This is a genomic window from Corynebacterium sp. HMSC063G05, from assembly GCF_001810555.1.
GTDB classification, from domain to species: Bacteria; Actinomycetota; Actinomycetes; order Mycobacteriales; family Mycobacteriaceae; genus Corynebacterium; species Corynebacterium jeikeium_D.
In genome coordinates this window covers 76553-97654 of record NZ_KV801846.1, presented here as the reverse complement: position 1 = coordinate 97654, position 21102 = coordinate 76553, and the positions used below count along the sequence as shown (strand labels likewise).

The 21102-nt window shown below is 58.5% G+C and carries 18 protein-coding genes; 10 read left to right on the top strand and 8 right to left on the bottom strand.

The window, feature by feature from the left end; genetic code table 11:
* Positions 1-42: 42 nt before the first annotated feature.
* Positions 43-1959 (top strand): ABC transporter ATP-binding protein, encoded by a 1917-nt coding sequence (locus HMPREF2751_RS04285; protein WP_049189387.1) that lies wholly within the window; start codon positions 43-45, stop codon positions 1957-1959.
* A 55-nt stretch (positions 1960-2014) separates the two neighbouring features.
* Here HMPREF2751_RS04285 and HMPREF2751_RS04280 read toward each other — a convergent pair whose 3' ends face one another.
* Complete coding sequence (locus tag HMPREF2751_RS04280) at positions 2015-2974, bottom strand: diacylglycerol kinase (RefSeq protein ID WP_049189386.1); 960 nt, start codon at positions 2972-2974, stop codon at positions 2015-2017.
* 224 nt (positions 2975-3198) lie between these two features.
* On the opposite strand from HMPREF2751_RS04280, the gene HMPREF2751_RS04275 reads away from it, so the two are divergent.
* The 3 genes from HMPREF2751_RS04275 to HMPREF2751_RS04265 all read left to right on the top strand — a co-directional run bounded on the left by HMPREF2751_RS04275 (position 3199) and on the right by HMPREF2751_RS04265 (position 8347).
* A complete protein-coding gene (locus tag HMPREF2751_RS04275) occupies positions 3199-4893 on the top strand; it encodes an FAD-binding oxidoreductase (RefSeq protein WP_083304404.1) in 1695 nt (564 codons plus the stop codon).
* Between the two features lie 622 nt (positions 4894-5515).
* Positions 5516-7099 (top strand): glycerol-3-phosphate dehydrogenase/oxidase, encoded by a 1584-nt coding sequence (locus tag HMPREF2751_RS04270; RefSeq protein WP_049189384.1) that lies wholly within the window; start codon positions 5516-5518, stop codon positions 7097-7099.
* Positions 7100-7195: 96 nt separating this feature from the next.
* Complete coding sequence (locus HMPREF2751_RS04265) at positions 7196-8347, top strand: MalY/PatB family protein (protein ID WP_049189383.1); 1152 nt, start codon at positions 7196-7198, stop codon at positions 8345-8347.
* 8 nt (positions 8348-8355) lie between these two features.
* Here HMPREF2751_RS04265 and HMPREF2751_RS04260 read toward each other — a convergent pair whose 3' ends face one another.
* From HMPREF2751_RS04260 to HMPREF2751_RS04245, 4 genes are all read right to left on the bottom strand, one after another.
* The gene (locus tag HMPREF2751_RS04260) at positions 8356-9714 is read right to left on the bottom strand and encodes an acid phosphatase (protein WP_070595537.1); all 1359 of its coding nucleotides are present in this window, start codon (positions 9712-9714) and stop codon (positions 8356-8358) included.
* 280 nt (positions 9715-9994) lie between these two features.
* A complete protein-coding gene (locus HMPREF2751_RS04255) occupies positions 9995-10861 on the bottom strand; it encodes a 3-hydroxybutyryl-CoA dehydrogenase (protein WP_005510660.1) in 867 nt (288 codons plus the stop codon).
* Positions 10862-11049: 188 nt separating this feature from the next.
* Complete coding sequence (locus HMPREF2751_RS04250; RefSeq protein WP_048732750.1) at positions 11050-11667, bottom strand: hypothetical protein; 618 nt, start codon at positions 11665-11667, stop codon at positions 11050-11052.
* On the bottom strand, positions 11667-11990 hold the full coding sequence (locus HMPREF2751_RS04245; RefSeq protein ID WP_038629105.1) for a putative quinol monooxygenase: 324 nt from the start codon (positions 11988-11990) through the stop codon (positions 11667-11669). The genes HMPREF2751_RS04250 and HMPREF2751_RS04245 overlap by 1 nt, the downstream gene beginning before the upstream one ends.
* A gap of 106 nt (positions 11991-12096) precedes the next feature.
* Between HMPREF2751_RS04245 and HMPREF2751_RS04240 the strand changes: the two genes are divergently transcribed.
* Positions 12097-12651, top strand: a complete 555-nt coding sequence (locus HMPREF2751_RS04240) for a gamma carbonic anhydrase family protein (protein ID WP_005510604.1) — start codon at positions 12097-12099, stop codon at positions 12649-12651.
* 62 nt (positions 12652-12713) lie between these two features.
* On the opposite strand, the gene HMPREF2751_RS04235 is transcribed toward HMPREF2751_RS04240, so the two are convergent.
* A complete protein-coding gene (locus HMPREF2751_RS04235; protein WP_016423140.1) occupies positions 12714-13421 on the bottom strand; it encodes an isochorismatase family protein in 708 nt (235 codons plus the stop codon).
* A 171-nt stretch (positions 13422-13592) separates the two neighbouring features.
* On the opposite strand from HMPREF2751_RS04235, the gene HMPREF2751_RS04230 reads away from it, so the two are divergent.
* Complete coding sequence (locus HMPREF2751_RS04230) at positions 13593-14546, top strand: DUF808 domain-containing protein (protein WP_069359251.1); 954 nt, start codon at positions 13593-13595, stop codon at positions 14544-14546.
* On the opposite strand, the gene HMPREF2751_RS04225 is transcribed toward HMPREF2751_RS04230, so the two are convergent.
* Positions 14543-14992: a YchJ family protein gene (locus tag HMPREF2751_RS04225; RefSeq protein ID WP_088611608.1), complete on the bottom strand. Its 450-nt coding sequence runs from the start codon at positions 14990-14992 to the stop codon at positions 14543-14545. The two genes, HMPREF2751_RS04230 and HMPREF2751_RS04225, sit on opposite strands and share 4 nt — an antisense overlap.
* A gap of 167 nt (positions 14993-15159) precedes the next feature.
* Entirely contained in the window at positions 15160-16593 is a 1434-nt protein-coding gene (locus HMPREF2751_RS04220; protein ID WP_049189377.1) for a GuaB1 family IMP dehydrogenase-related protein, read from the bottom strand.
* Positions 16594-16745: 152 nt separating this feature from the next.
* Here HMPREF2751_RS04220 and HMPREF2751_RS04215 point away from each other — a divergent pair, with 152 nt between their 5' ends.
* The 4 genes from HMPREF2751_RS04215 to HMPREF2751_RS04200 all read left to right on the top strand — a co-directional run bounded on the left by HMPREF2751_RS04215 (position 16746) and on the right by HMPREF2751_RS04200 (position 21080).
* Positions 16746-17996: a glutaminase gene (locus tag HMPREF2751_RS04215; protein ID WP_049189376.1), complete on the top strand. Its 1251-nt coding sequence runs from the start codon at positions 16746-16748 to the stop codon at positions 17994-17996.
* A 98-nt stretch (positions 17997-18094) separates the two neighbouring features.
* Complete coding sequence (locus tag HMPREF2751_RS04210; RefSeq protein WP_070438737.1) at positions 18095-18967, top strand: patatin-like phospholipase family protein; 873 nt, start codon at positions 18095-18097, stop codon at positions 18965-18967.
* 295 nt (positions 18968-19262) lie between these two features.
* A complete protein-coding gene (locus tag HMPREF2751_RS04205) occupies positions 19263-19787 on the top strand; it encodes a CBS domain-containing protein (RefSeq protein WP_049189374.1) in 525 nt (174 codons plus the stop codon).
* A 51-nt stretch (positions 19788-19838) separates the two neighbouring features.
* Positions 19839-21080, top strand: a complete 1242-nt coding sequence (locus HMPREF2751_RS04200) for an MFS transporter (RefSeq protein WP_222865410.1) — start codon at positions 19839-19841, stop codon at positions 21078-21080.
* Positions 21081-21102 lie beyond the last annotated feature (22 nt).

Genomic DNA, 21102 nt, shown 5'->3' with positions numbered 1-21102 from the left:
TTTCATAGCGGGAGTGATCCTCCCGCAAGATAGAGGTCTTTCGTGCGTCTGCTCAGCAGAATCCTGTCCACTACACGAGTGCTCTGGCCTTTCTATATCGGGGTCATCATCTGTTCGCTGGCCACCGCCGCCGCGTCGTTGATTAGCCCCTTCCTCATCCGCGATGCCACCGACGCCATCGTCGGCGCGGTGTCCAGCGGTGAAGCCTTGAGCCAGGCGGCGATGTCCGATACCACTCGCACGGTAATCTGGCTGGTCATCGGGCTGCTAATCGCAGATCTGACGCAAACCATCGTGCATAACATCGGTGGTTACCTGGGCGATGTGATGACTGCACGCATGCGCGAGATTCTGTCGACCCGCTACTATGCAAAGCTGCTGTCGCTGCCGCAACGCTATTTCGACAGTCAGGTCACCGGCACAATTATCGCCCGCCTGGAACGCTCGATTAGCAATATCACGCAGTTCCTCCAGGCGTTTTCCAACAACTTCTTCCCGATGCTGTTGACCGTCGGCGCGGTACTGGGCATCACTGCCTGGCACTACTGGCCCCTGGCGGTGCTATTGATTATCGTTTTCCCGGTCTACACCCTGCTGACCGCGCTGACCTCGAAGCGCTGGCAGAAGATTGAAGCGAAAAAGAACGAACAAATCGATATCGCCGGTGGCCGTTTTGCCGAGGTCATCGGCCAAGTCAAGGTTGTCCGCTCCTTCACTGCGGAACTGCGCGAAATCGCTTTCTTTGGTTCCCGCTTCCGCCGCACCATCTCCCTGACCCGCGATCAGTCAACGTGGTGGCACCGCATGGATGCTCTTCGCGGGGGCATTTTGAATATCATCTTCGCAGGCATCTACCTGCTGCTTTTCCTGCGTACGCTGTCGGGAGAATTCTCCATCGGCACCATGGTCATGCTCATTCAGCTGATTAACATGGCGCGCCAACCAGTGACCATGATGAGCTTCCTGGTCGACGCTGCCCAGCGCGCAGTCGCCGGTTCGCGCGATTACTTCAAGGTCATGGAGCTTACTCCAGAGACCCGCACGCAGCCGGAGCTGCTCAGTGCAGCGACCGCGAATAACGGCGACTTCGACTCCGCGTCCGTTGGTTCCACCGCAGACGCAGAGTCCGTCGACAGCGCCCACCGTTCCTCCCTGGAACGCGCAGCCGAACAGGAGGCAATTGGCGCTCCCATTGTCGACTTCGACGCAGTGGATTTTGCCTACGAAGAGGACAAGACGGTGCTCTCCAATGTCAGCTTCCAGGCATATTCAGGCCAGAAAATCGCCCTGGTCGGCGAGTCCGGTGGCGGCAAGTCCACCATCGTCAACTTGCTGCTCGGCTTCTACGCCCCGACCGCAGGCCGCTTGAGCGTTCTGGGGTCGGATGTCTCCGAAGTTTCCGGTTCCACTCTGCGCGCCGGCTCTGCCGTCGTGTTCCAGGACTCGTCACTGTTCTCCGGCACGATTCGGGAAAACATCGCCTACGGCAAACCCAATGCCACCGACGAAGAAATCATTGCCGCCGCGAAGAAGGCCAACGCCGACGACTTCATCCGCAGCTTCGCCGAAGGCTACGACACCACTATCGGCGAGCGAGGTCTGAAGCTCTCGGGTGGCCAGAAGCAGCGCATCGCCATCGCGCGCGCTATTTTGAAGGATGCTCCCCTGCTCATCCTGGACGAAGCCACTTCGGCGCTGGACACCAAGGCCGAACGCGAAGTTCAGCGAGGCTTGGACAAGCTGATGGAGGGACGCACAACGGTTATCATCGCCCACCGCCTGTCCACAATTTCCGATGTGGACACCATCGTGACGCTGCGTGACGGTCACGTCGACGAGGTGGGCGCACCCGCAGAATTGGCGCAGACTGACGGTATCTACGCCGAGTTGCTACGCCTGACGGCTTCGGCCTCGGCGGCGGATCGTCTGCGCCTGAAGAAGTACGGCATCAAGGGGTAACGCGCCGTCGTCAAGCATGCAGGAAACGCTTGACGACGGGCACCCCTGCGCCCTTTTACGGACGGGGAACGATGTAGCGGCCAGCGCCCGGAACAATTTCGACGGTGACCGGCATCGGGAACATGAGGTCGCCGTCAGCGTAGGCGTTCATCTGGCGTGGCGGGCCGATGTATTCCACGTAAGCCTTCTTGGCGCGGTAGGTGCTGACCTCCCCGATTTTTTCAACGGTGCCGTCGAACACGGACTTGAAGGCCAGGGCGGCCTTAATGCGCCCGGCCTTGCCGATGACAGTGATGTCCATCAGTCCGTCGGAGTGGTCTGCGGACGGGCAAATCTTCATACCACCGCCATAAGAACGGGTGTTACCGAAGGCGGCCAGCGTGATTGGATCTTCGAGAACCCGATCGTCATCCAGCGTGATGCGGAATGGCAGCGAGTGGAAAGCCAAGAACTCGCGGACGATAGCCAGGTTGTAGCGGTTGCGGCCATGCGGCCAGGTCATCTGATTGACGCGGTCGGAGACAATCGAGTCGAAGCCGGCACACATGATAGTGCCGAACCAGCGCTGCTCCCCTGCCTCATTGGTGATGCGGCCGAGGTCAGTGGTCGTCCAGAAGCCATCGGCGATAACGTGAGCGGCATCGCGAGCATTGCCACGCGGCAGATTGTATTCGCGACCGTGGTCGTTTCCGGTACCGGCCGGGATAATACCGAGGGGGATGCCGGTCTGTGCCTGCTCCTGCAGTGCGAGGTTAATCATGCCGTCGCCACCACAGACTGCCAGGGCATCAATTCGGCCGTCGGCGATGACCTCACGAATGAGCTTGCGGGCGTCGTCGGGGTTAGCACCTTGGAGAGCGATGACATCGATGCCGCGATCCGCGAACACCCGGCTCGCCCGGGCGGACGCAATCTGCGAGGCGCCATGACCCGCGTGGGGGTTAGTGACCAGAGCAAGGGTACGAATCTCAGTTGTTCCCAGCGGGTAGTTGAGATTCTTGTCGTTAGCGTTCATCGAAGAAATACCTACTTTTACGTGGGCTTTTGACCGGTCAATACTGGCCTTTATGGGAGTGCGTTAATGCATCTAACTAAAGCTTACCAAGATTGATTGACATTTTTTGAGAAAACGTAACGTAATACCGCTATAATAAAAGATGTAAAGATGTGCTTCCGCGCAAGTTACATATAATTCCGCAGTTCAGACTCGCAGCACCGATGCCCAAGGAGAAGCTCAGGATGTCTAACAAGCTCACGATTCCGTACCGCATGCGCTGGTGGGGCTGGGGTGTTGACGGCAACGACAAGCCAATCACCACGGCCAGCGAGAAGCTACTGCAGCGCGAAATCGGTATGTCGTTGGACGCAAACAACCCGCCGCGCAACATCGCCGACGTCACTATCCCCAATAGTCGCCTCAGCGCCGAGGATATCGAAGCCCTGGGCGCTGTTGTCGGCGCGGATGCCGTCGCCACCGACCACGACACCCGCGTCAAGCACGCGGTCGGACGCTCCTACCCCGACCTGGTTCGCCTTCGCGCAGCCAAGCTCGATGTCGCCCCAGATGCTGTAGTGCTACCGAAAACTGAAAAGCACATCGAAGACCTGTTCAAGGTATGCGCTGAGCGCAAGATTGCAGTCGTCCCCTTCGGTGGTGGCACCTCGGTCGTCGGCGGCGTGGAGGCTGTTGACGGAGGCATGGGTAAGGCCATCGCAGTGTCCATGACCGCCTTTAACAAGATCATCGACATCGACAAAGTCGCTGGCACTGTCACCGCCCAGACCGGCGTTTTCGGCCCCGACCTGGAAAAGGAGCTGTCCAAGGCCGGCTTCACCGCTGGTCACTTCCCGCAGTCCTTCGAGTACTCCACTGTCGGCGGTTGGGTTTCCTGCCGCTCGGCAGGCCAAGAATCCTCTGGTTACGGTCGTATCGACCGCAACGTGATTGGCATGCGCGTCGTCACGCCAGCCGGCACCATGGAATTCCGCGACATGCCGTCGTCGGCATCCGGCCCGAACCCGCGTGAGCTTTTCCTGGGTTCGGAGGGCACCCTGGGCATCATCACGCATGTGACGATTGCCCTGAATCAGCGTCCACAAAAGGAGATGCTCTTCGACACCTACTTCTTCAACTCCTTTGAGGAAGCCGCCGAGGAGCTGCGCAAACTGGAGCAGAGCGGCAATATCCCGCACCTAGCACGCATCTCCGACGAGAAGGAGACGCTGTTCGGCCTCACTCAGCTGGGCTCCGCCAGCATGTCCGAGAAGGTCACAAAGTACCTGAAGCTGCGTGGCATCGACACCCCGTGCATGGTGATTCTTGGCTTTGCGCAGACGGATCCGGTCGGCGCCCGCGTCACCCGTGAGCGCCTGGCCGCTCGCCTGCTGACCAAGAAGTGCGTCCGCATGGGCTCCATCCCGGGCATGGCTTGGGTTAACCACCGCTTCTCCTCGCCGTACCTGCGCGATGTCATGATGACTCGCCGCGTCGGCGTCGACACCCTGGAGACCGCCACCACCTGGGATAACGCCGCTACACTGCGCCGCGAAATCGCCTCCGCAATGGAAGCCGCTGGCGAGAAGCACGGCACCCCGGTGTACGTCTTCTGCCACATCTCGCACATGTACGAATCCGGCTGCTCGCTGTACTTCACGTACTTCTTCCGCGAGACCGAGGGCGAGATCCTCCAGCAGTGGATGGACATCAAGACTGCGGCATCAGAGGCCATGATGAACTTCGGCGGCACCATCACGCACCACCATGGCATTGGCCAGGATCACAGCCCGCAGTACTACGAGGAGAACACCGAGTTGTTCGCCAAGGTCATGCGCGCAATTAAGGACGAACTCGACCCTGCTGGCATCCTCAACCCGGGCAAGTTGGCTACCGGTCCGCGCTCCTTGGAAGAGCGTTACGACGGCAACATGATTTAACCCTGTTGCCGCCGGCTTCGGCTAGCGAGCTAGACTGACCAGTTCGCTGGCGTAGATTTCCGGCGACGTTGGGCCGTCATAAATAAACAGTGAAACGTAATCGTCAAGGGTAAAAGATTCAAGTGCTGCGGTCATTGTCGCTGTCGCTTCTTCCTGGGATCCCAAGCGAAGATGCCCGGATAGTGGGATGGTCGGCTCAATCGGTGCGATTTCGTCCGTGCGACCGCAAACAGCGTGGCGTTTTAAATACCTAAGCGTGCTTTTCTAGTTACGACCTGTCTGGGGTGGCACGGACTGGAGACAGCAGCAACACATCTGCAGCGATGGTGCAATAGCAGCGAAAGCTCGGTTCATGGACTCAGAGCGGTTGGACGCTGGGTGCATAGCCATCGAGGTGTCTCCTTCCTTGTAATCCCGGGAAATGATTCGCAACTAAGAAAGATTTCTTGAATCAATATCCGTGCCGGTCGTTGATAATGAACAACTTAGTCTATTTCTAAGCGCCTTGCAATGGGGTACGCCCGAAATAGTTCACACTCACTACGCACTCCACAACTTCATCACTTACGCCAGATAGTTTCATCACTATTACCGTCTTCGGGAAAGTCGAGGAAGAAAGACTATGACTGCCACGCACGCTCCTCAGCGCGATCGCTCAGCTGCGGTTTTGAACAAGGCTCGTCGGCAAGCGGACTTGAATCGTCTACGCGAAGAGACCGTTAAGGGCGACATCCCAGATCTGCTGGTCATCGGCGCCGGTATTACTGGTGTCGGCATCGCTTTAGATGCGGCGTCGAGGGGTTTGACGACCGTTCTCGTCGAATCGAAGGACCTAGCTTTCGGCACCTCTCGTTGGTCATCGAAGCTCGCCCACGGGGGCTTGCGCTACCTTGCCAGCGGCAATGTCGGTATCGCTCGCCGCTCAGCTATTGAACGTGGTGCGCTGCTCGACGTCACCGCTCCGCACCTAGTGCGTAACCTGCCGCAGGTTGTACCGGTGATGGATAACTTTGCACCGTTGACCAGGGTTTTGCCGCGTTTAGGCTTTTTGGCCGGTGACTTTCTGCGCATTATCGCTGGTACCTCCGCCACTACCCTGCCATTGTCCCGCACTGTCAGTTCCCGCCGAGTCAGCCAGCTTTCGCCGACCGTCCGTAAGCGCGACGTGAAATTCGGCTACGTCAACTACGACGGTCAGCTGCGTGACGACGCACGCTTGGTCACCGCTATCGCTCGAACCGCCGCTAGCTACGGTGCAACTATCTTGACCCGGGTCCGCTGCGAGACTGCCTCTGGAACGAGCGCCACACTAAGCGACGAGCTCACTGGCGATTCCTTCGAGCTGCCGGCTCACGCTGTGGTCAATGCCACTGGTGTGTGGGCCGCAAACCTAGCGACGAACATCAAGATTCGCCCATCTCGCGGCACGCATCTGGTTCTTGACGCCGCGAAGCTAGGCAACCCTACCGGCTCTCTGACGGTACCGGTTCCTGGTCACACCAACCGTTTCTGTTTTGTCCTTCCCGCAGAGCACAACCGCGTCTACATTGGCCTGACCGATGAGGATGCACCGGGCCCGATTCCGGACGAGCCGGAAGTGCCGGAGGATGACATCGTTTTTCTGCTCGATGTCATCAACCAGGCACTCGAGGTTCCGCTCACTCGTGACGATGTCATCGGTGCTTTCGCCGGCCTGCGTCCGCTCATCGACGCCGGCGAGGCACACACCGCTGACCTCTCCCGCGAGCACGCCTTGTTGGAGGCCCCGAACGGCCTGATTTCCATTACTGGGGGCAAGCTCACCGAGTACCGTCTAATGGCGGAGCAAACCGTGGACAAGGTTGCGGAAAAGCTCGGTGTTTCGCTTGCTCCGTGCTCCACCCGCACCATCCCTGTGCTGGGCTCCGAGCCAGAGGAGCTCGACCGCGCTCGCACCGCTGCCGCTGCCGGCCGTATCCCGATGCCGCTGTTTAACCGCTACGGTGCCGAATCCTTCGAGGTCATCGAATCCTGTCCGCTCGACCGACCGCTCGACCCGGTAGCGGAGGGTCTCGATGTCACCCGCGCCGAGTTCGCCTGGCATGTGACGCACGAGGGAGCTCTCAGCGTCGACGATATTCTCGATCGCCGCACACGTCTGGGGCTGGTCAAGGCTGATCGCGAAGCTGCCCTGCCAGCTGCTCAGGAGGCACTGGGGCTGGCCTAGCGCTGGCCATTGCCGCGGCTGCTTCTGATGCGGCCGTAGCTACTGGTTAAAGCAGGGGTCTTCGGACTTCCCGCTTTTTCTGTATACACGGAAACTATGAGTGTAAATAACGCTGTCACTTTCCCCTCCCTCGATGAACTCCGCTCCCGCAGGACAGTCAAATGGACCGCATATTCACCGGACGTGCTGCCACTGTGGATCGCCGAATCCGATGCCACAACCTGCCCTGCCGTCAGTGCCGCAATCGACGAGGCGTGTCAGCGCGAACAATTCGGATACCTCTCGCAGGACATCACCGCGCTTACGACCGCAACCGCGGACTTTTCTGCACAACGCTACGGATGGCGCCCGAACCCCGACAATATCTTTGCCGTCGCTGACGTCGTCCGCGGTGTCACACTCGCGGTTGAACGCTTCACCCGCCCCGATTCCGCAATTGTCGTCCCCACTCCCGCCTACATGCCGTTTTTCCAGGTAGGTCCCGCGCTGGGACGCGAGACAGTGTGCATTCCCACGCTTGCCGACGGCCCGGATCTCGGCGCCCTCGAACGCGCCTTCGCCGACGGTGCCGGTTGCCTGATCTTGTGTAACCCGAATAATCCTCTCGGCTTTACCTACTCCCCCGAAAAACTGCGTGAGATTACCGATTTAGCCGCTCGCTTTGGTGCGCGCGTTATCTCAGACGAGATTCACGGCCCAGTTGTTCTAGATGGCACTCACACTCCAACCGCGTCGGTGTCGGATACCGCGGCGGCCGTGACTATCACGGTGACTGCTACCTCGAAGGGCTGGAATACCGCCGGCCTCAAGTGTGCGCAAATCATCTTTAACGACGAAGATGCCAAAACCTGGCTGGAGCTGCCCTTCATTGTTCGCGAAGGCGCTTCTATTCTTGGTGTCGTCGCGGCCACCGCCGCCTACCGCGATGGCGTGCCCTGGCTGGACAATTTTGTCGATGTCCTGCGCACCAACCGTGAGACTCTGCGAACACGTTTGTCCACTTTTGCGCCACAGGCTCGCTTTACCCCACCGCAAGCATCATTTTTGGCGTGGTTGGACTTGGGTGACGTGCCTGGTGTTGACAGTGAGGACCCAGCTGCGTGGCTGGTTGAAAACGCCAAAATAGCACTCAACCCCGGCTTCGCATTCGGCGAAGGCGGGGTTGGGCATGTGCGGCTTAACTTTGCGACCTCCCCGGAAATCCTCGGTGAGGCCCTGGACCGTCTTGACGCGGCCCTGCGCTTGTAGTTGACGTTTTAGTTGGTGACAGTGACGCTGCCGTCGGCGTTGACAACAACGTTGGCGGCCAGAGCGCGAGCCAGGTTCATGCGAACGTGCTGGCCCTCACCGTCAGTGCGATCGAGCGGGTAGCCGGATGGGATTGCGGTCTGAGCGAGGACGGAGCTGCGCTGTTCCTCAGTCAGCTGCGGGAAGCGGGTCTCCAGCAAACCTGCGTAACGCTTCGGAACAACAACTGGCTCGTTAGCCGGGCCAACCTGCTTGAAGTCGTAGGTCATGCGTTCGGTGTACTGCTGAACGGCAGCTGCGGTGCTCATGTACGGAGTGTCCTTGGCAACGCAGTTGGCGATGGTGTCGCCACAGCGGTACTCGAGCTCCGTACGCAGCTCATCCATGGCTTCTTCGATGAGTGGGCGGAACTCTGGGTCTGCCCAACGATCAGCTGCGGCCTGGTTGCCCATCATGCGGCCGCCCATAACGTCCAGCGGGTAGTGGACGCCCATGACAAGGCGAGAATGACCAGCCTCGGACGCACGCGCCTGAATCTGCGGTGCAACCTCCGGCAGCATCATAGCCAGCATGGTTGAAGTCCATGCAGCCTTGTTGGTGTGGCCCGACGGGTAGGACGGGGTGGTCGAGTACGGGTCGTCCTGACCTTCGCGGTAGTAGCGCTCGATGCGCTCCGGCGCCACCACAAACGGGCGATCGTAGCCGTAGACGTACTTCTCGAAGAAGGTCGAGCTGACCAGACCGCCGCCGCGAGCAAGGTTGCCGGACAGCAGGGCCTTTACCTTCGGCAGGCGATCCTCGTCGTAGGCATCACGGAAGTGCTGGCCCAGGTTTGCACCGAAAGCAGTGGAAATATTGGCCAGTGGGTCCAGGTAGTCGTCATCAAGAGCGAGTTCCTGTGCCTGCGGTTCATTCTTGGCAGCGTTGTTAATGCGGACGACCGTTTCGAGGTTCTGGTCCATAACCTCTGGGTGGTTCTTCTCCAGCTCCACGAAAGGATGCACAACGTAGAAGTAGAACCAGTTATCGGTGGCGGCATCCGACGGGTACGCGCGTGCAATCTGGTCCGGGCGATACGAGGTTGGCTTCGGCGCATTCGGGTCGGTGTTTTCACCGGAAGATGACGGCAGCGAGATGGAATCCGGGACCTCGAAGCCACCGCCGGGGAGCTTGATTCCCTCTGGAGCGGCCACATTAGCTGGAAGATCAGAAACAGAGTCCAGGCGGTTGCCGAGCTCGGCCAACGGGTTGACCGGAGCTGCCACGGCCGTTGCCGGTGTAAGCCCCATTACAACTGCCATTGCTGCGGTAGCAGCGCCGACGCGAGTACGTGTTGCAGTGCGCTTGTGCGGCTTCAAAGAAGACACTGAAGCATTCCTTTCCAGATTGCTGCGTGGGAGGCACCAGTTGTGAAGTGCTCTATAAGCCAAGGTCTGACAAAATCTTCACTTATGTTAAGCGCACTGTGAGGTTTCGGCGCGTTGAAAAGAAACAAGTTTTCAAAATGCTAGGGCCAATCGTGGGAACTTTCCCCCTCAGACTCCGGATTTTCACTGATAAATGCATAAAAGAAACCGGTTGGCGGGATAAAAGCCCGTCAACCGGTAAGAATTCAATACTCGCCCCAAACGGGGCTAAAAGCGTGGACTACTTGGAGTAGTCGTAGAAGCCACGGCCGGACTTGCGGCCGAAGTGACCCGCCTCAACCATGCGCTTGAGCAGCGGAGGTGCCGCGTAAGTCGGCTCCTTGTACTCATCGAACATGGCATCGGCAATGAACTTGATGGTGTCCAGACCAACCATGTCGGCCAGAGTCAGCGGACCCATCGGGTGCGCACAGCCATTGACCATTCCGGCATCGATGTCTTCTGCGGTAGCAATGCCGTCCTGCAGCATGCGGATAGCGCCGAGGATGTACGGAACCAGCAGGGCGTTAACAATGAAGCCCGAGCGATCCTTAGCGCGAATGACGGTCTTGCCCAGCGCCTCGGAAGCGTACTCGTACGCACGCTCCGACTGAACATCACCGGTCGTCAGAGTAACGACATGCTCTACCAGAGGCAGAACGGGCACCGGGTTGAAGAAGTGCAGACCCATGACGCGCTCCGGACGCTTGGTGGCTGCGGCAATGGACTGAATCGGCAGCGAGGAGGTGTTGGAAGCCAGGATGGCATCGTCCGACTCAACAATCTCATCGAGCTGCGAGAAGACGCTGGCCTTTACTTCCGGGTTCTCCACGATGGCCTCGATGACCAGCTCACGGTCAGCGAAGTCCTCCAGCTTGGTGGTGAAGCTAATACGTCCCAGAATCTCATCACGTGCAGACTGCTCTAGCTTACCACGGGAAACGGCCTTATCCAGTGACTTTTCAATACGGGCGCGACCGGACTCAAGGAACTCCTCCTTGGCCTCCCAGACCTTGACATCGCTACCGGCCTTCGCACAGACCTCAATAATTCCGGAGCCCATCTGACCGGCGCCGACGATACCTACTCGCGAGATACTATTTGCCATTGGCGTGTTTTCCTACCTTCTACTCTGGGTTATTAGCCAGCATTGTGCTTCATCCGAGTGCGCATTCGCTTGACGACGATCACAGCGCACTGGCTTTATTTACACGCTACTCACTTCCCCGGTTCCCCGGGCACGCTTTGCAGGACTTTTTACTTGAATTTCCCCCCCCCACGAGCTTTGGGCAGCGGCTAGTACTGCATACGTTTTTCCAGCGCCTGCTGAATATCTTCCAGCTGCTGCTGAGAAGAGCGTGCCAACTCTTGCAGGTCGTTTCCGCCATGCTTTTCCAGCTCTTCCCACTGTCCGAGCATCTTATCCAGGCTGCCTTCCATCAACGTCAGATAAGCCATATCTGCGTGTGGCCCCTCCTCGTTCTCGAGGCGAGTCATGGTGGCGGTGTCGAGCTTGGTCTCCGACGGATCAACATCGACGCCGAGAGTCTTGACTAGCTGCGCTTCCTCTTCAGCAAAGATTGGCTCCGCCTGCTGCGCAATCTTTCGAGTCTCTTCCGAGACCGATTCCTTTGCAATTAGTGTCTGCGATGCTTTCTTCAGCGCCGCAGTATCTGCCGCCAGCTGAGCCAAGTTATCCCGAATGGCGGCAGTGGAGGCAACAGCACTCTGCTCCTGGCTTGACTGATTTTGGCTACCCTCCAGGGCTGCCTCATCGCTATCCCCACAAGCACTGAGACCAACGACGAGAGCAGAGGCCAGCACAGCGGAGCCAATACGCAGGCCACGCCCAATCAGAGAATAGGTGTCACTGCTGGAAGCGGCTGCGCTATCGCGAATGGTGTCTGAGGACATTAGTCGACCTGCAGCTCGCCCATGCGATCCCAGTCCTGCTTATCTGGCAGTACCTGCGAGACAATCTTCGGGGTCTCAGCGAGCAGCGGCTTCATCGCCTCCAGGCCCTTGGCGAAGTGCTCGGAATTGACGTGGGCTTCACCAGCGTCATCATCGAATGCCTCGACGAGGATGTACTGGTTGGGGTCTTCTACGCTGCGGGACCATTCAAACCACTTGTTGCCAGCCTCTGCGCGGGTGGCAGCGGTGAACTCAGCGACGTGGTCCATCCATTCGTCGGCAAATTCCGGCTTAACTTGGTAATTCACAACGATAAAAATCATGTCGCCCACTGTAGGCGCGTCCAAGCAGAATTGCACCCTTCGACGAATAGAGTTTCGCTGAGAATTTTTCTTACGCTGACCTCAGGTGACAGTTATATTGGTTTGTATGATGAACACTCCGCTCATTCTCACCTACCAAGATAAGACCCCACGCATTCATTCCAGCGCCTGGATTGCGCCCGGCGCGGTCATTATCGGTGATGTCGAAATCGGTGCGGATAGCTCCGTGTTCTACGGTTCTGTTCTCCGAGGAGACGTCGCACCGATCCGCATCGGCCAGCGCACCAATATTCAGGACAACTCCACAGTCCATGTCGACCGAGGTGTGCCCACAATTCTCGGCGATGATGTCACCGTCGGACACATGGCCTTGGTCCACGGCACCACGGTTGAAAATGGTTGCCTCATCGGCATGAAGTCCACCCTGCTTTCGCGTTCCCGTATCGGCGCTGGCAGCCTCATTGCTGCAGGTGCCGTGGTGTTGGAAGATCAGATTATCGACCCCAGGTCGCTGGCTGCAGGCGTTCCCGCCAAGGTGCGTCGTGAACTCTCCGCCGAGGAAGCAGAGGGCTTCATCGCCCATGCAGGGCGTTATGTGGAAACAGCGTCCAACCACCGCCACCTCCGCGAGGTCGACCTGGATATGGTGACTTTTAACTAGGCAGCTGCCGAGGCGCCTAGCTAAGCGGCTAGGCGGATTGTTTGACGGTCAGCGTCGCAGCACTACACCACTGTCGCGCCCGCCGCGGCCAATTCCGCTAGTGCAGCCTTGCCGCGCTCCGGGTCCACCGCCGCGACCTGATTGCTCAGAACACGAACGGAAAAGCCCTCCTTGAGGCCATCGAGCACTGTGGCGCGGACGCAGTGGTCAGTCGCAACTCCCACCACATCGATTTCTTCGATGTCAGAGGCGCGGAGAGCGTCGGCAAGCGAAACGCCAGCCTCCGTTGTTCCCTCGAAACCGGAGTAGGCGGCGGCGTACTCCCCTTTTGTGACATCGATACGCACAGCAGCGGGGTTGAGCTGCTCAAAAAACGCGATGGCGCGCTGCATGCCGGGGTGAATCTCTGCGCCCGGGGTACCTGCAACACAGTGTTTCGGCCAGGTATCGACGAAATCCGGGGTTTCAGAGAAGTGCGTGCCTGGGTCGATGTGATTGTCACGGGTGGTCGCAAGAACCGAGTACTTGTTAGCTGTGCCCGCAACATGCAGATATGTAGCGGTGTACGCTGCCTCAGCACCGTCGACGGCAAGTGCGCCACCCGCGGAAAAATCATTCTGAGCGTCGACGACTACCAGTGCCATGCGGGGACGCGCCGGGCGCTGCTGTTCCTCGGAGTGGGCGTCATTGCTGGTGTCTGCCTCGGTGCCAGCGTTGTCCGAGTTGTCCGCATTGACCTGTCGGTAGATTTCGGAGAAGGAAGCGTTCATGGCCTATATCTTGCCACGTGCCCACGTTCAGAGGAGCACGTGAACTATCGACCGGACATCGACGCCCTACCGACAACACAGAGTCAATCCGGGAAAGCGGTTAAAATTGCTCCGGTAATTCTTTGGTACGACGACGGCTCCTGGTCGCGTCCTCCAATACGGGAGGTTTTTATGGCAGGCGGACTTGTCGCGCTGCTTGACGACGTTGCCACGATTGCACGTGCTGCAGCGGCAACAACAGACGATATTGCGGCTGCGGCCGGCAAAGCTAGCGCTAAAGCCGCCGGTGTTGTGGTTGACGACGCTGCGGTGACACCTAAATTCGTCGAGGGTGTCTCGCCGAAACGCGAGCTGCCGATTATTTGGCGTATCGCCAAGGGCTCCTTGGTCAATAAAATTGTCATTATTCTGCCGATTGCATTGCTGCTAAGTCAGTTTCTGCCCTGGGCGCTGACGCCGATTTTGATGCTCGGTGGCTCCTACCTGTGCTTTGAGGGCATGGAAAAGGTCTGGGAGAAGATTAAGCACCGAATCTCTCCCGATCAGACTGAGCAGGAGCGGATAGAGGCGGCGACCAACCGCACACCACAGAATGAAGATTCGCTGGTGAAGTCTGCAATTTTCACAGACTTGATTCTCTCTGCGGAAATCATGGTGATTTCTCTCAATGAGGTCGCTGATCAGCCGCTGCTCAATCGCGCGCTGATTCTTATTGTGGTCGCACTCATCATCACGCTTGCGGTCTACGGCGTGGTGGGCCTCTTGGTCAAGATTGATGACATTGGCCTGCACCTGCAGTCCAAGAAGTCAGCCGGTATCAGCAAGTTTGGTACGGCACTGGTCAAAGCCATGCCAATCGTTCTGAACACGATCGGCATTATCGGCACGTTTGCCATGTTGTGGGTCGGTGGCCACATCATGGTGGTCGGCCTCGACGAGCTGGGCTGGCATCTCCCCTACCAGCTGGTCCACAACCTTGAGCAGCTGTTTACCGGCGGCTTCCTCGGCTGGTTGGCCAATACCACCGGCTCACTGATTTTCGGCACCATCTGGGGTGCAATCATTGTGGCGATTGTCGCCGTGCTGCCATTCGGCCACGGCAAGCACAACAAGTCTGATGCTTAGGAGTACGTGACCTCGCCGTCGACGTAGACCCAACGTCGCGCACGCCGAACAAAACGGGAACGCTCGTGCATCGTACCGACACCGTCATGGTCATGAAAAGCCGCTTCAAATTCCACGATGCCTTCGCGGTCATCCTCGCCGCCATCGACAGCGTTGATGATGGTGAGTCCTTCCCATTCCACACCGTCATCGACATTGATAACTTCCGGGCGGTAGCGCGGATGCCACGTCCGCCAGATGTAATCCGCCTCGTGGGCAGCGTAAGCGCTGTACCTCGCTGCCATCAGCTCAGCTGCGGTCACCGCCTCCCGCTCACCGCGGTGCAGCGGGCCACAGCACTGCCCGTAGAGTCCCCCACCACACGGGCACAAATCGGAATCAGTAACGCGGGCGCGGGCGAAAAATGCGTTCCCGCTTCCTGCTCTAGCACCGTTTCCTGCTACCAATCCAGACTCCGTTACAGCACTGTTTTCTCTTACCTGCCGACCCATAATCGCCAGCCCCTCCCCAATCTTGCACGTGGTACTAAACACGTCCTAACAACGTCTTTACATACCTACCAATTGGCCCGCAGCACCGCTAGTCGGCTTAGCCCCGAGAGGCTTGACGACGGCTACCGCGTCGCCCTCGGCATTCCTTCCGCAAAGCCCGCAGCGGATTGAATTCCCACCACTGCCCGCTCAGCGAACTGCTCGATGGTGGCCGAACCCGCGTATGTGAACGAAGAACGTACGCCCGAGATAATGCGATCGATCTGGTCCTCCACGCCTTCGCGGCCTGGCTCCAGGTAGATTTTCGCAGTCGAGATGCCCTCTTCGAACATCTCGCGCCGGGCCTTCTCAAAGGCCTCTACCTGTGCATTTCGGCTCTCCACCGCACGGTGTGAAGCCATGCCAAAGGACTCCTTGAACATGCGCCCGTCGACGTCCTTTTGGACATCCCCTGGGGACTCGAAAGTACCGGCAAACCACGAGCCAATCATCACGTTGGACGCACCCGCAGCCAACGCAAGCGCAACATCGCGAGGATCCTTCACTCCACCATCAGCCCAGACATGCACGCCGCATTCACGGGCAGCTGCAGCGCATTCGAGCACGGCAGAAAACTGTGGACGCCCAACTCCGGTCTGCATTCGGGTTGTGCACATCGCACCCGGACCGACGCCGACCTTAATAATGTCGGCTCCCGCCTCCGCTAGGTCGCGAACACCATTGGCGGTCACGACATTGCCAGCGGCAATTGGCACAGGTGGGTTGAGCGCGCGGACTCGTCGTAAAGCACGGAGCATCGATTCCTGATGACCGTGGGCGGTATCGACAACGAGCACGTCGGCACCTGCGTCGAGCAGTGTCTTCGCGCGCCCTTCAACATCACCGTTGATGCCAAGCGCCGCACCGACGCGCAGCTTGCCCTCCGCGTCGACAGCGGGCTTGTAAAGCGTCGCACGCAGCGCGCCCTTACGCGTGAGAATACCCACCAGCGCGCCATCGGCGTCCACCACTGGAGCGAGTTTGCGCCCGGAAGCAGTGAGCTGGTCAAAAGCGTCACGGGGCTCAATATCGGCCGGAAGCGTAAATAGCGAAGTGGACATGAGCGTCCCCACCTGCGCAAAGTTGTCAACGCCCGCCAGATCACGGCCGGTAATCAGCCCAACCGGTTTGTTGTCTTCCACCACCACTGCCGCACCGTGCGCGCGCTTCGGCAGAAGATGGCGCGCATACCCCGCGGTGTGGTGAGGCTTGACGACGATCGGAGTGTCGAAAACCAGCCCAGCGGACTTGACCTTGCGGATGGTCTCAGCGGCAATGTCAGCTGGGACGTCCTGCGGCAGGATGGCAATTCCGCCTCGGCGAGCGGTGGTTTCGGCCATCCGGCGACCGGAGATGGCCGTCATATTGGAGACGACAATCGGAATGGTTGTGCCGGTGCCATCATCGGTGGCCAAATCGACACCCATGCGAGAGCCGACGGATGACTTTGACGGCACCATGAAGACATCGCTGTAGGTCAACTCGTAGGGCGCGGACTGATCGTTGAGGAATTTCACACACCCCAGGATATGCCGATTTTTCCGGCGCGCACGGTGAGAGTGCACAGAGGTGAGCATCAGTGGCTGACCTCGCCTGGTGTAGGTTCGAACGGGACTCCATTGACTCAACCGGGATTTTTCAGCCCAGGAAAGATGCTTAGCAGAATCTGATGAAAACGCCGATCAAAGATTACTTGTCCGAAATCGTCGAATCCGTCCGCCCCGATGAGTCTGGCGAGGTAGCGGACTATATTCCCACCCTTGCCCAAGCTAATCCCGACCGCCTGGCACTTGCTATGACCACCGTGTCAGGTCGCACCTACGCCACGGGCGACACCGATACTGAATTCACCATTCAGTCGATGTCCAAGCCCTTCGCTTATGCCGCAGCCATCACCGAGCACGGCACAGACAAAATCGACAGCATTGTGGGCACCGAACCTTCCGGTGAGGCTTTCAACGAGCTGTCGCTGGAGCAGGGCACGCACCGACCAAAGAATCCGATGATTAATGTCGGTGCACTGACCATCAACCAGTTCGTATGCCAGCCAGGTGCCAACTGGAAGACTCGCACCAAGCACATGGTGGAGCTTCTCTCAACTTTGGCTGGCCGTAAGCTCCGCGTTGACTACGATGCCTATGAATGCGAAATGGACACTGCCCATCGAAACATGTCCATCGCACATATGCTGGCAGCTTACGGTTTCATCGAAACCACGCCCCACGATGCTGTCCGCGGCTACACCGCACAGTGCTCCGTGCTGGTCAACACTCGCGATGTCGCCATGATGACCGCAGTGTTGGCCAACGGTGGCGTTAACCCGGTCACCAATCAGACTGTGCTCGGCCGCTCGGTTGTTCGCAGAGTCTTGTCCGTGATGGCTATTGCCGGCATGTATGACGAGGCCGGTGAATGGTTTACCGAGGTCGGGATTCCCGCCAAGAGCGGTGTCGCCGGCGGCTTGCTGGGAGCGCTGCCTGGACAGGCGGGTCTTGCAGCCTTTTCGCCGCGATTGAACGACCACGGCAACAGCGTCCGCAGCATTGCCATCTTCCGGAAGCTCTCCGAAGATTTGGGTCTTCATCTCATGGATGCCGATGCGATTGGTTCGCGTGCGCTGCGCGGTACGCGCGTCAGCAATGGCCGCTCGATCATCGAGATTCAGGGCCCAGTCAACTTCACTGCGGCCGAGATCATTCTCAACAGGTTGGCGACTTCCACACCGTCGGAAAGCGAAGTTGTCTTCGACGTCAGCCGCGTTGGCATTGTCAACCCGGTGGGACGCACGTTGATTCTGGAAGCGATGCGACGTCTGAGCCATGACGGCAAGGAGATCTTGTTCTACGACCCGGAGGGCGTACTGCCGAACCCAGATATGGGCGAGGGGCTGCTGCCAGTCATCCTCCAAGATGCGCCGTAAACTACGCTAACCGAAATCCAATATGGTGACGTTCGGGTAGTCTTGAACGATCGTAACGCTCGAAAGGCAGCAGCGCGAGAACAACCGGAGGGATGTAAATGCAGGTCAGCGATGTGGCATTAGTCTTCGAGGGCGGAGGGACTCGCAATAGTTACACGGCACCTTTCGTCGAGCGGCTACTTCGCGAGAGCATCGATGTCGGCTGGGTCGGTGGCGTAAGCGCCGGCGCCTCTCACGTGGTCAATTACCTTTCCCGGGATATCCAGCGCTCTATAAATAGCTTCACTGACTTCATCGCACAGCCGAACAGCAGTGGCTGGCGCCCAATGTTGCGCGGGCGGGGCTATTTCGATGCCGAGTACATCTACGAAGACGCGGGACTTCCCGACGGCGCCATGCCCCTGGATTACGAGACTTTTAAGAACAATCCAACTCCCTACCGGATTTCTGCTGTCCGAGCGGATACGGGCGAGACCATCAACTGGGGGCCGGACGATATCCCAGATCTACCTACGCTGATGAAGTACACTCGCGCCAGTTCGACGATTCCGGGTGTCATGCGTATGCCCTATATTGATGGCGTTCCGTTCGTCGACGGTGCACTGGGATCATCAGGTGGCATTCCCATTAATGCCGCCGAAGCAGATGGTTTCAAGAAGTTCCTCATCGTCCTGACTCGCCCGAAAGGATTCCGTCGCACCGCCCCTAAGCGCCCACAGCTACTGCGCCAGATTTTCCGCAGTAACCCGGTGGTGGCTGAGCTGCTTATCACTAGACACGAGCGCTACAACGCTTCTCTCGATTGGGCTGCTGAGCTTGAACGAAAAGGCCAAGCATATGTTTTCTACGCCAATAACATGAGCATCACAAAGGCGGAGCGGAGGCGGTCGAAGCTGCTGCACAACTACGAGCTCGGCCGGGCGCAAGCCGATGCCGAATGGCCAGCAATTCGAGAGTTCATGGGCTTATAACTCCCGCCACCTTTAGGAAGCTTTTCGTTCATTCCTCTTTACTGTGTACGTAACCTTGTGTTAACCTTTGCGTAGCGAACAACCTCGTTAGGTAAGGCTCCTATATCCACATAGGCCGCTGCCCTGCACTTTATCGAGAGTTTCGAAAGACTCTCGAAGCAAGGGTCCATCTCAAGTGGCCACCTTTAGTTACGGCATTACATTGCCAACACTCTTAGGCGGGGAGCCATAATTTTTCAATCAACAGAAATTCCCTCCTAGCAAAGGAGCTGGGATACCTGGAAAAGGATCCACAATGACACAGACACAGAACACCATCGCCAACTTCTTCAAGCCGAAGTCTTCAATCAGCCCGTACAGCCTCCTGCCTGACACCGTAAGCATGCACATGACGGATTCTTACATTGCGCTGCCGGAGGACATCACGGTCGGTGAGGCACTGAGCACCTACGCAGCCGAATTTGCTGGTCTCGATGACGATACCTGTGTCTTCCTCGTCGACGATGAAGGCTACCTGACCAGCGATATTACGCTGAAGGAACTCCGTGAGTACGCCGACCGCGATGCCTACATGAACACCGTCGGCGCCCCGGTGAAGGTCTTTGTCAAGCCCGAGGATCCAGCTGCAATCAGGGCTCGCCAGCTTATTGACGGGCCGCTCAGCGAGCTGCCCGTCGTCCGCAGCGGCAAGCTGGTAGGTGTCCTCACCGACCGCATCTCTGAGCGCATTCTTGGCAGGACAAAGGCAGCTAAGAAGTCAAAGAAGTCCAAGGGATTCTTCTCGCCGATTACCGCGTTTTTCGGCGCCGCCAATAACTAGGGCGACTAACTTGGGTAGACGACCCGAGTAACTCAATAGGCCAGCTAGCGTTTGCTAGCTGGCCTATTGTTGTTACCACACTGTTCTATCCCCACAGATGAGAGCCCTCAGGAGGCAACCGTGATACGAGACTGGATTCGGGTAGCCCTGGGCATGTTCGCGGTTGCGTTTGGAGCCAACCTCTTCGCACCACTCCTGCCCGCGTATCGAATAACCGATGCTCTCAACCAGTCCCAGGTCACCTTTCTCTTCGCCATCTACGTCGCAGGACTCATCCCCGCGCTACTCATCTGCGGCCCACTTTCCGACCGGCTCGGCCGTCGCGCCATCATCCGGCCCGCACTCATAACCTCTGCCGCCGGCTCCGTCGTCCTACTCACCGGCGTCTGGTTCCACTTCCCATCACTGCTGATAGGACGCCTTGTCGTCGGCATTTCGATGGGTATGGTAATGGCCGCCGGCGCCTCGTGGATTAAAGAGATTGCGCCCGTCGCACCTCAAATTTCCGCTCGGCGCGCAACCGTTGCGCTCTCCGCCGGGTTCTCCCTCGGCCCCCTGGCTTCCGGGTTGGTCGCGGAGTTTGCTCCCCGCCCTGATGTCATCCCCTATCTTGTTCATCTCGCACTGCTGCTTGGCATCACACCACTGACATGGAACGCTTCCGGCGGACTGCCAACCTCAGCGCACAGCGACACCCCGCAACGGTTCTTCTCCTCCGCCACGCTTAGCCCGAGATTCCTGTGGGCAGTCGCCGCTTGGGCACCGTGGGTCTTCGGTGCCGCGTGCACATCGTTCGTCGTCCTTCCGACAATCGCCGAATCCAGCTACCCCATTGCCTTTGCCGGACTCATCGCCTGCATCACGATGGGCACCGGCGTTCTGGTGCAACCACTGGTCACTCGAATCAGTTCCAGCAGCTTTATCCCGCCAGCTATTTTCGGTCTTGGCTTAACGACGGTCGGAATGTTGCTCAGCCTCATCGTCGCACTCACCCAGAACGTGTGGAGCGTTTTCCCCGCCGCTCTGACCCTCGGTGCCGCATATGGCGTAATGATGGTCTCCGGTCTCCGCGAAGTGCAAATTATCGCACCGCCAGCCGAGTTGGGTGCTGCCACCGCTATCTACTATTCGCTGACCTATGTTGGTTTCTTCGCTCCTTTTGTTATTTCTTTCGCAGCGCCGAAATTCGGGTTTGTGCCCGTTTTCGTCTTCGGTGCGATCATTGCAATGGTCTCCATGTATCCCGTGGCAAAGGTTGCGCAGTCTGCGGTGAGGTCCGACGGAGCGTCGTAAAGCAGACGCGACTGAAATCCTT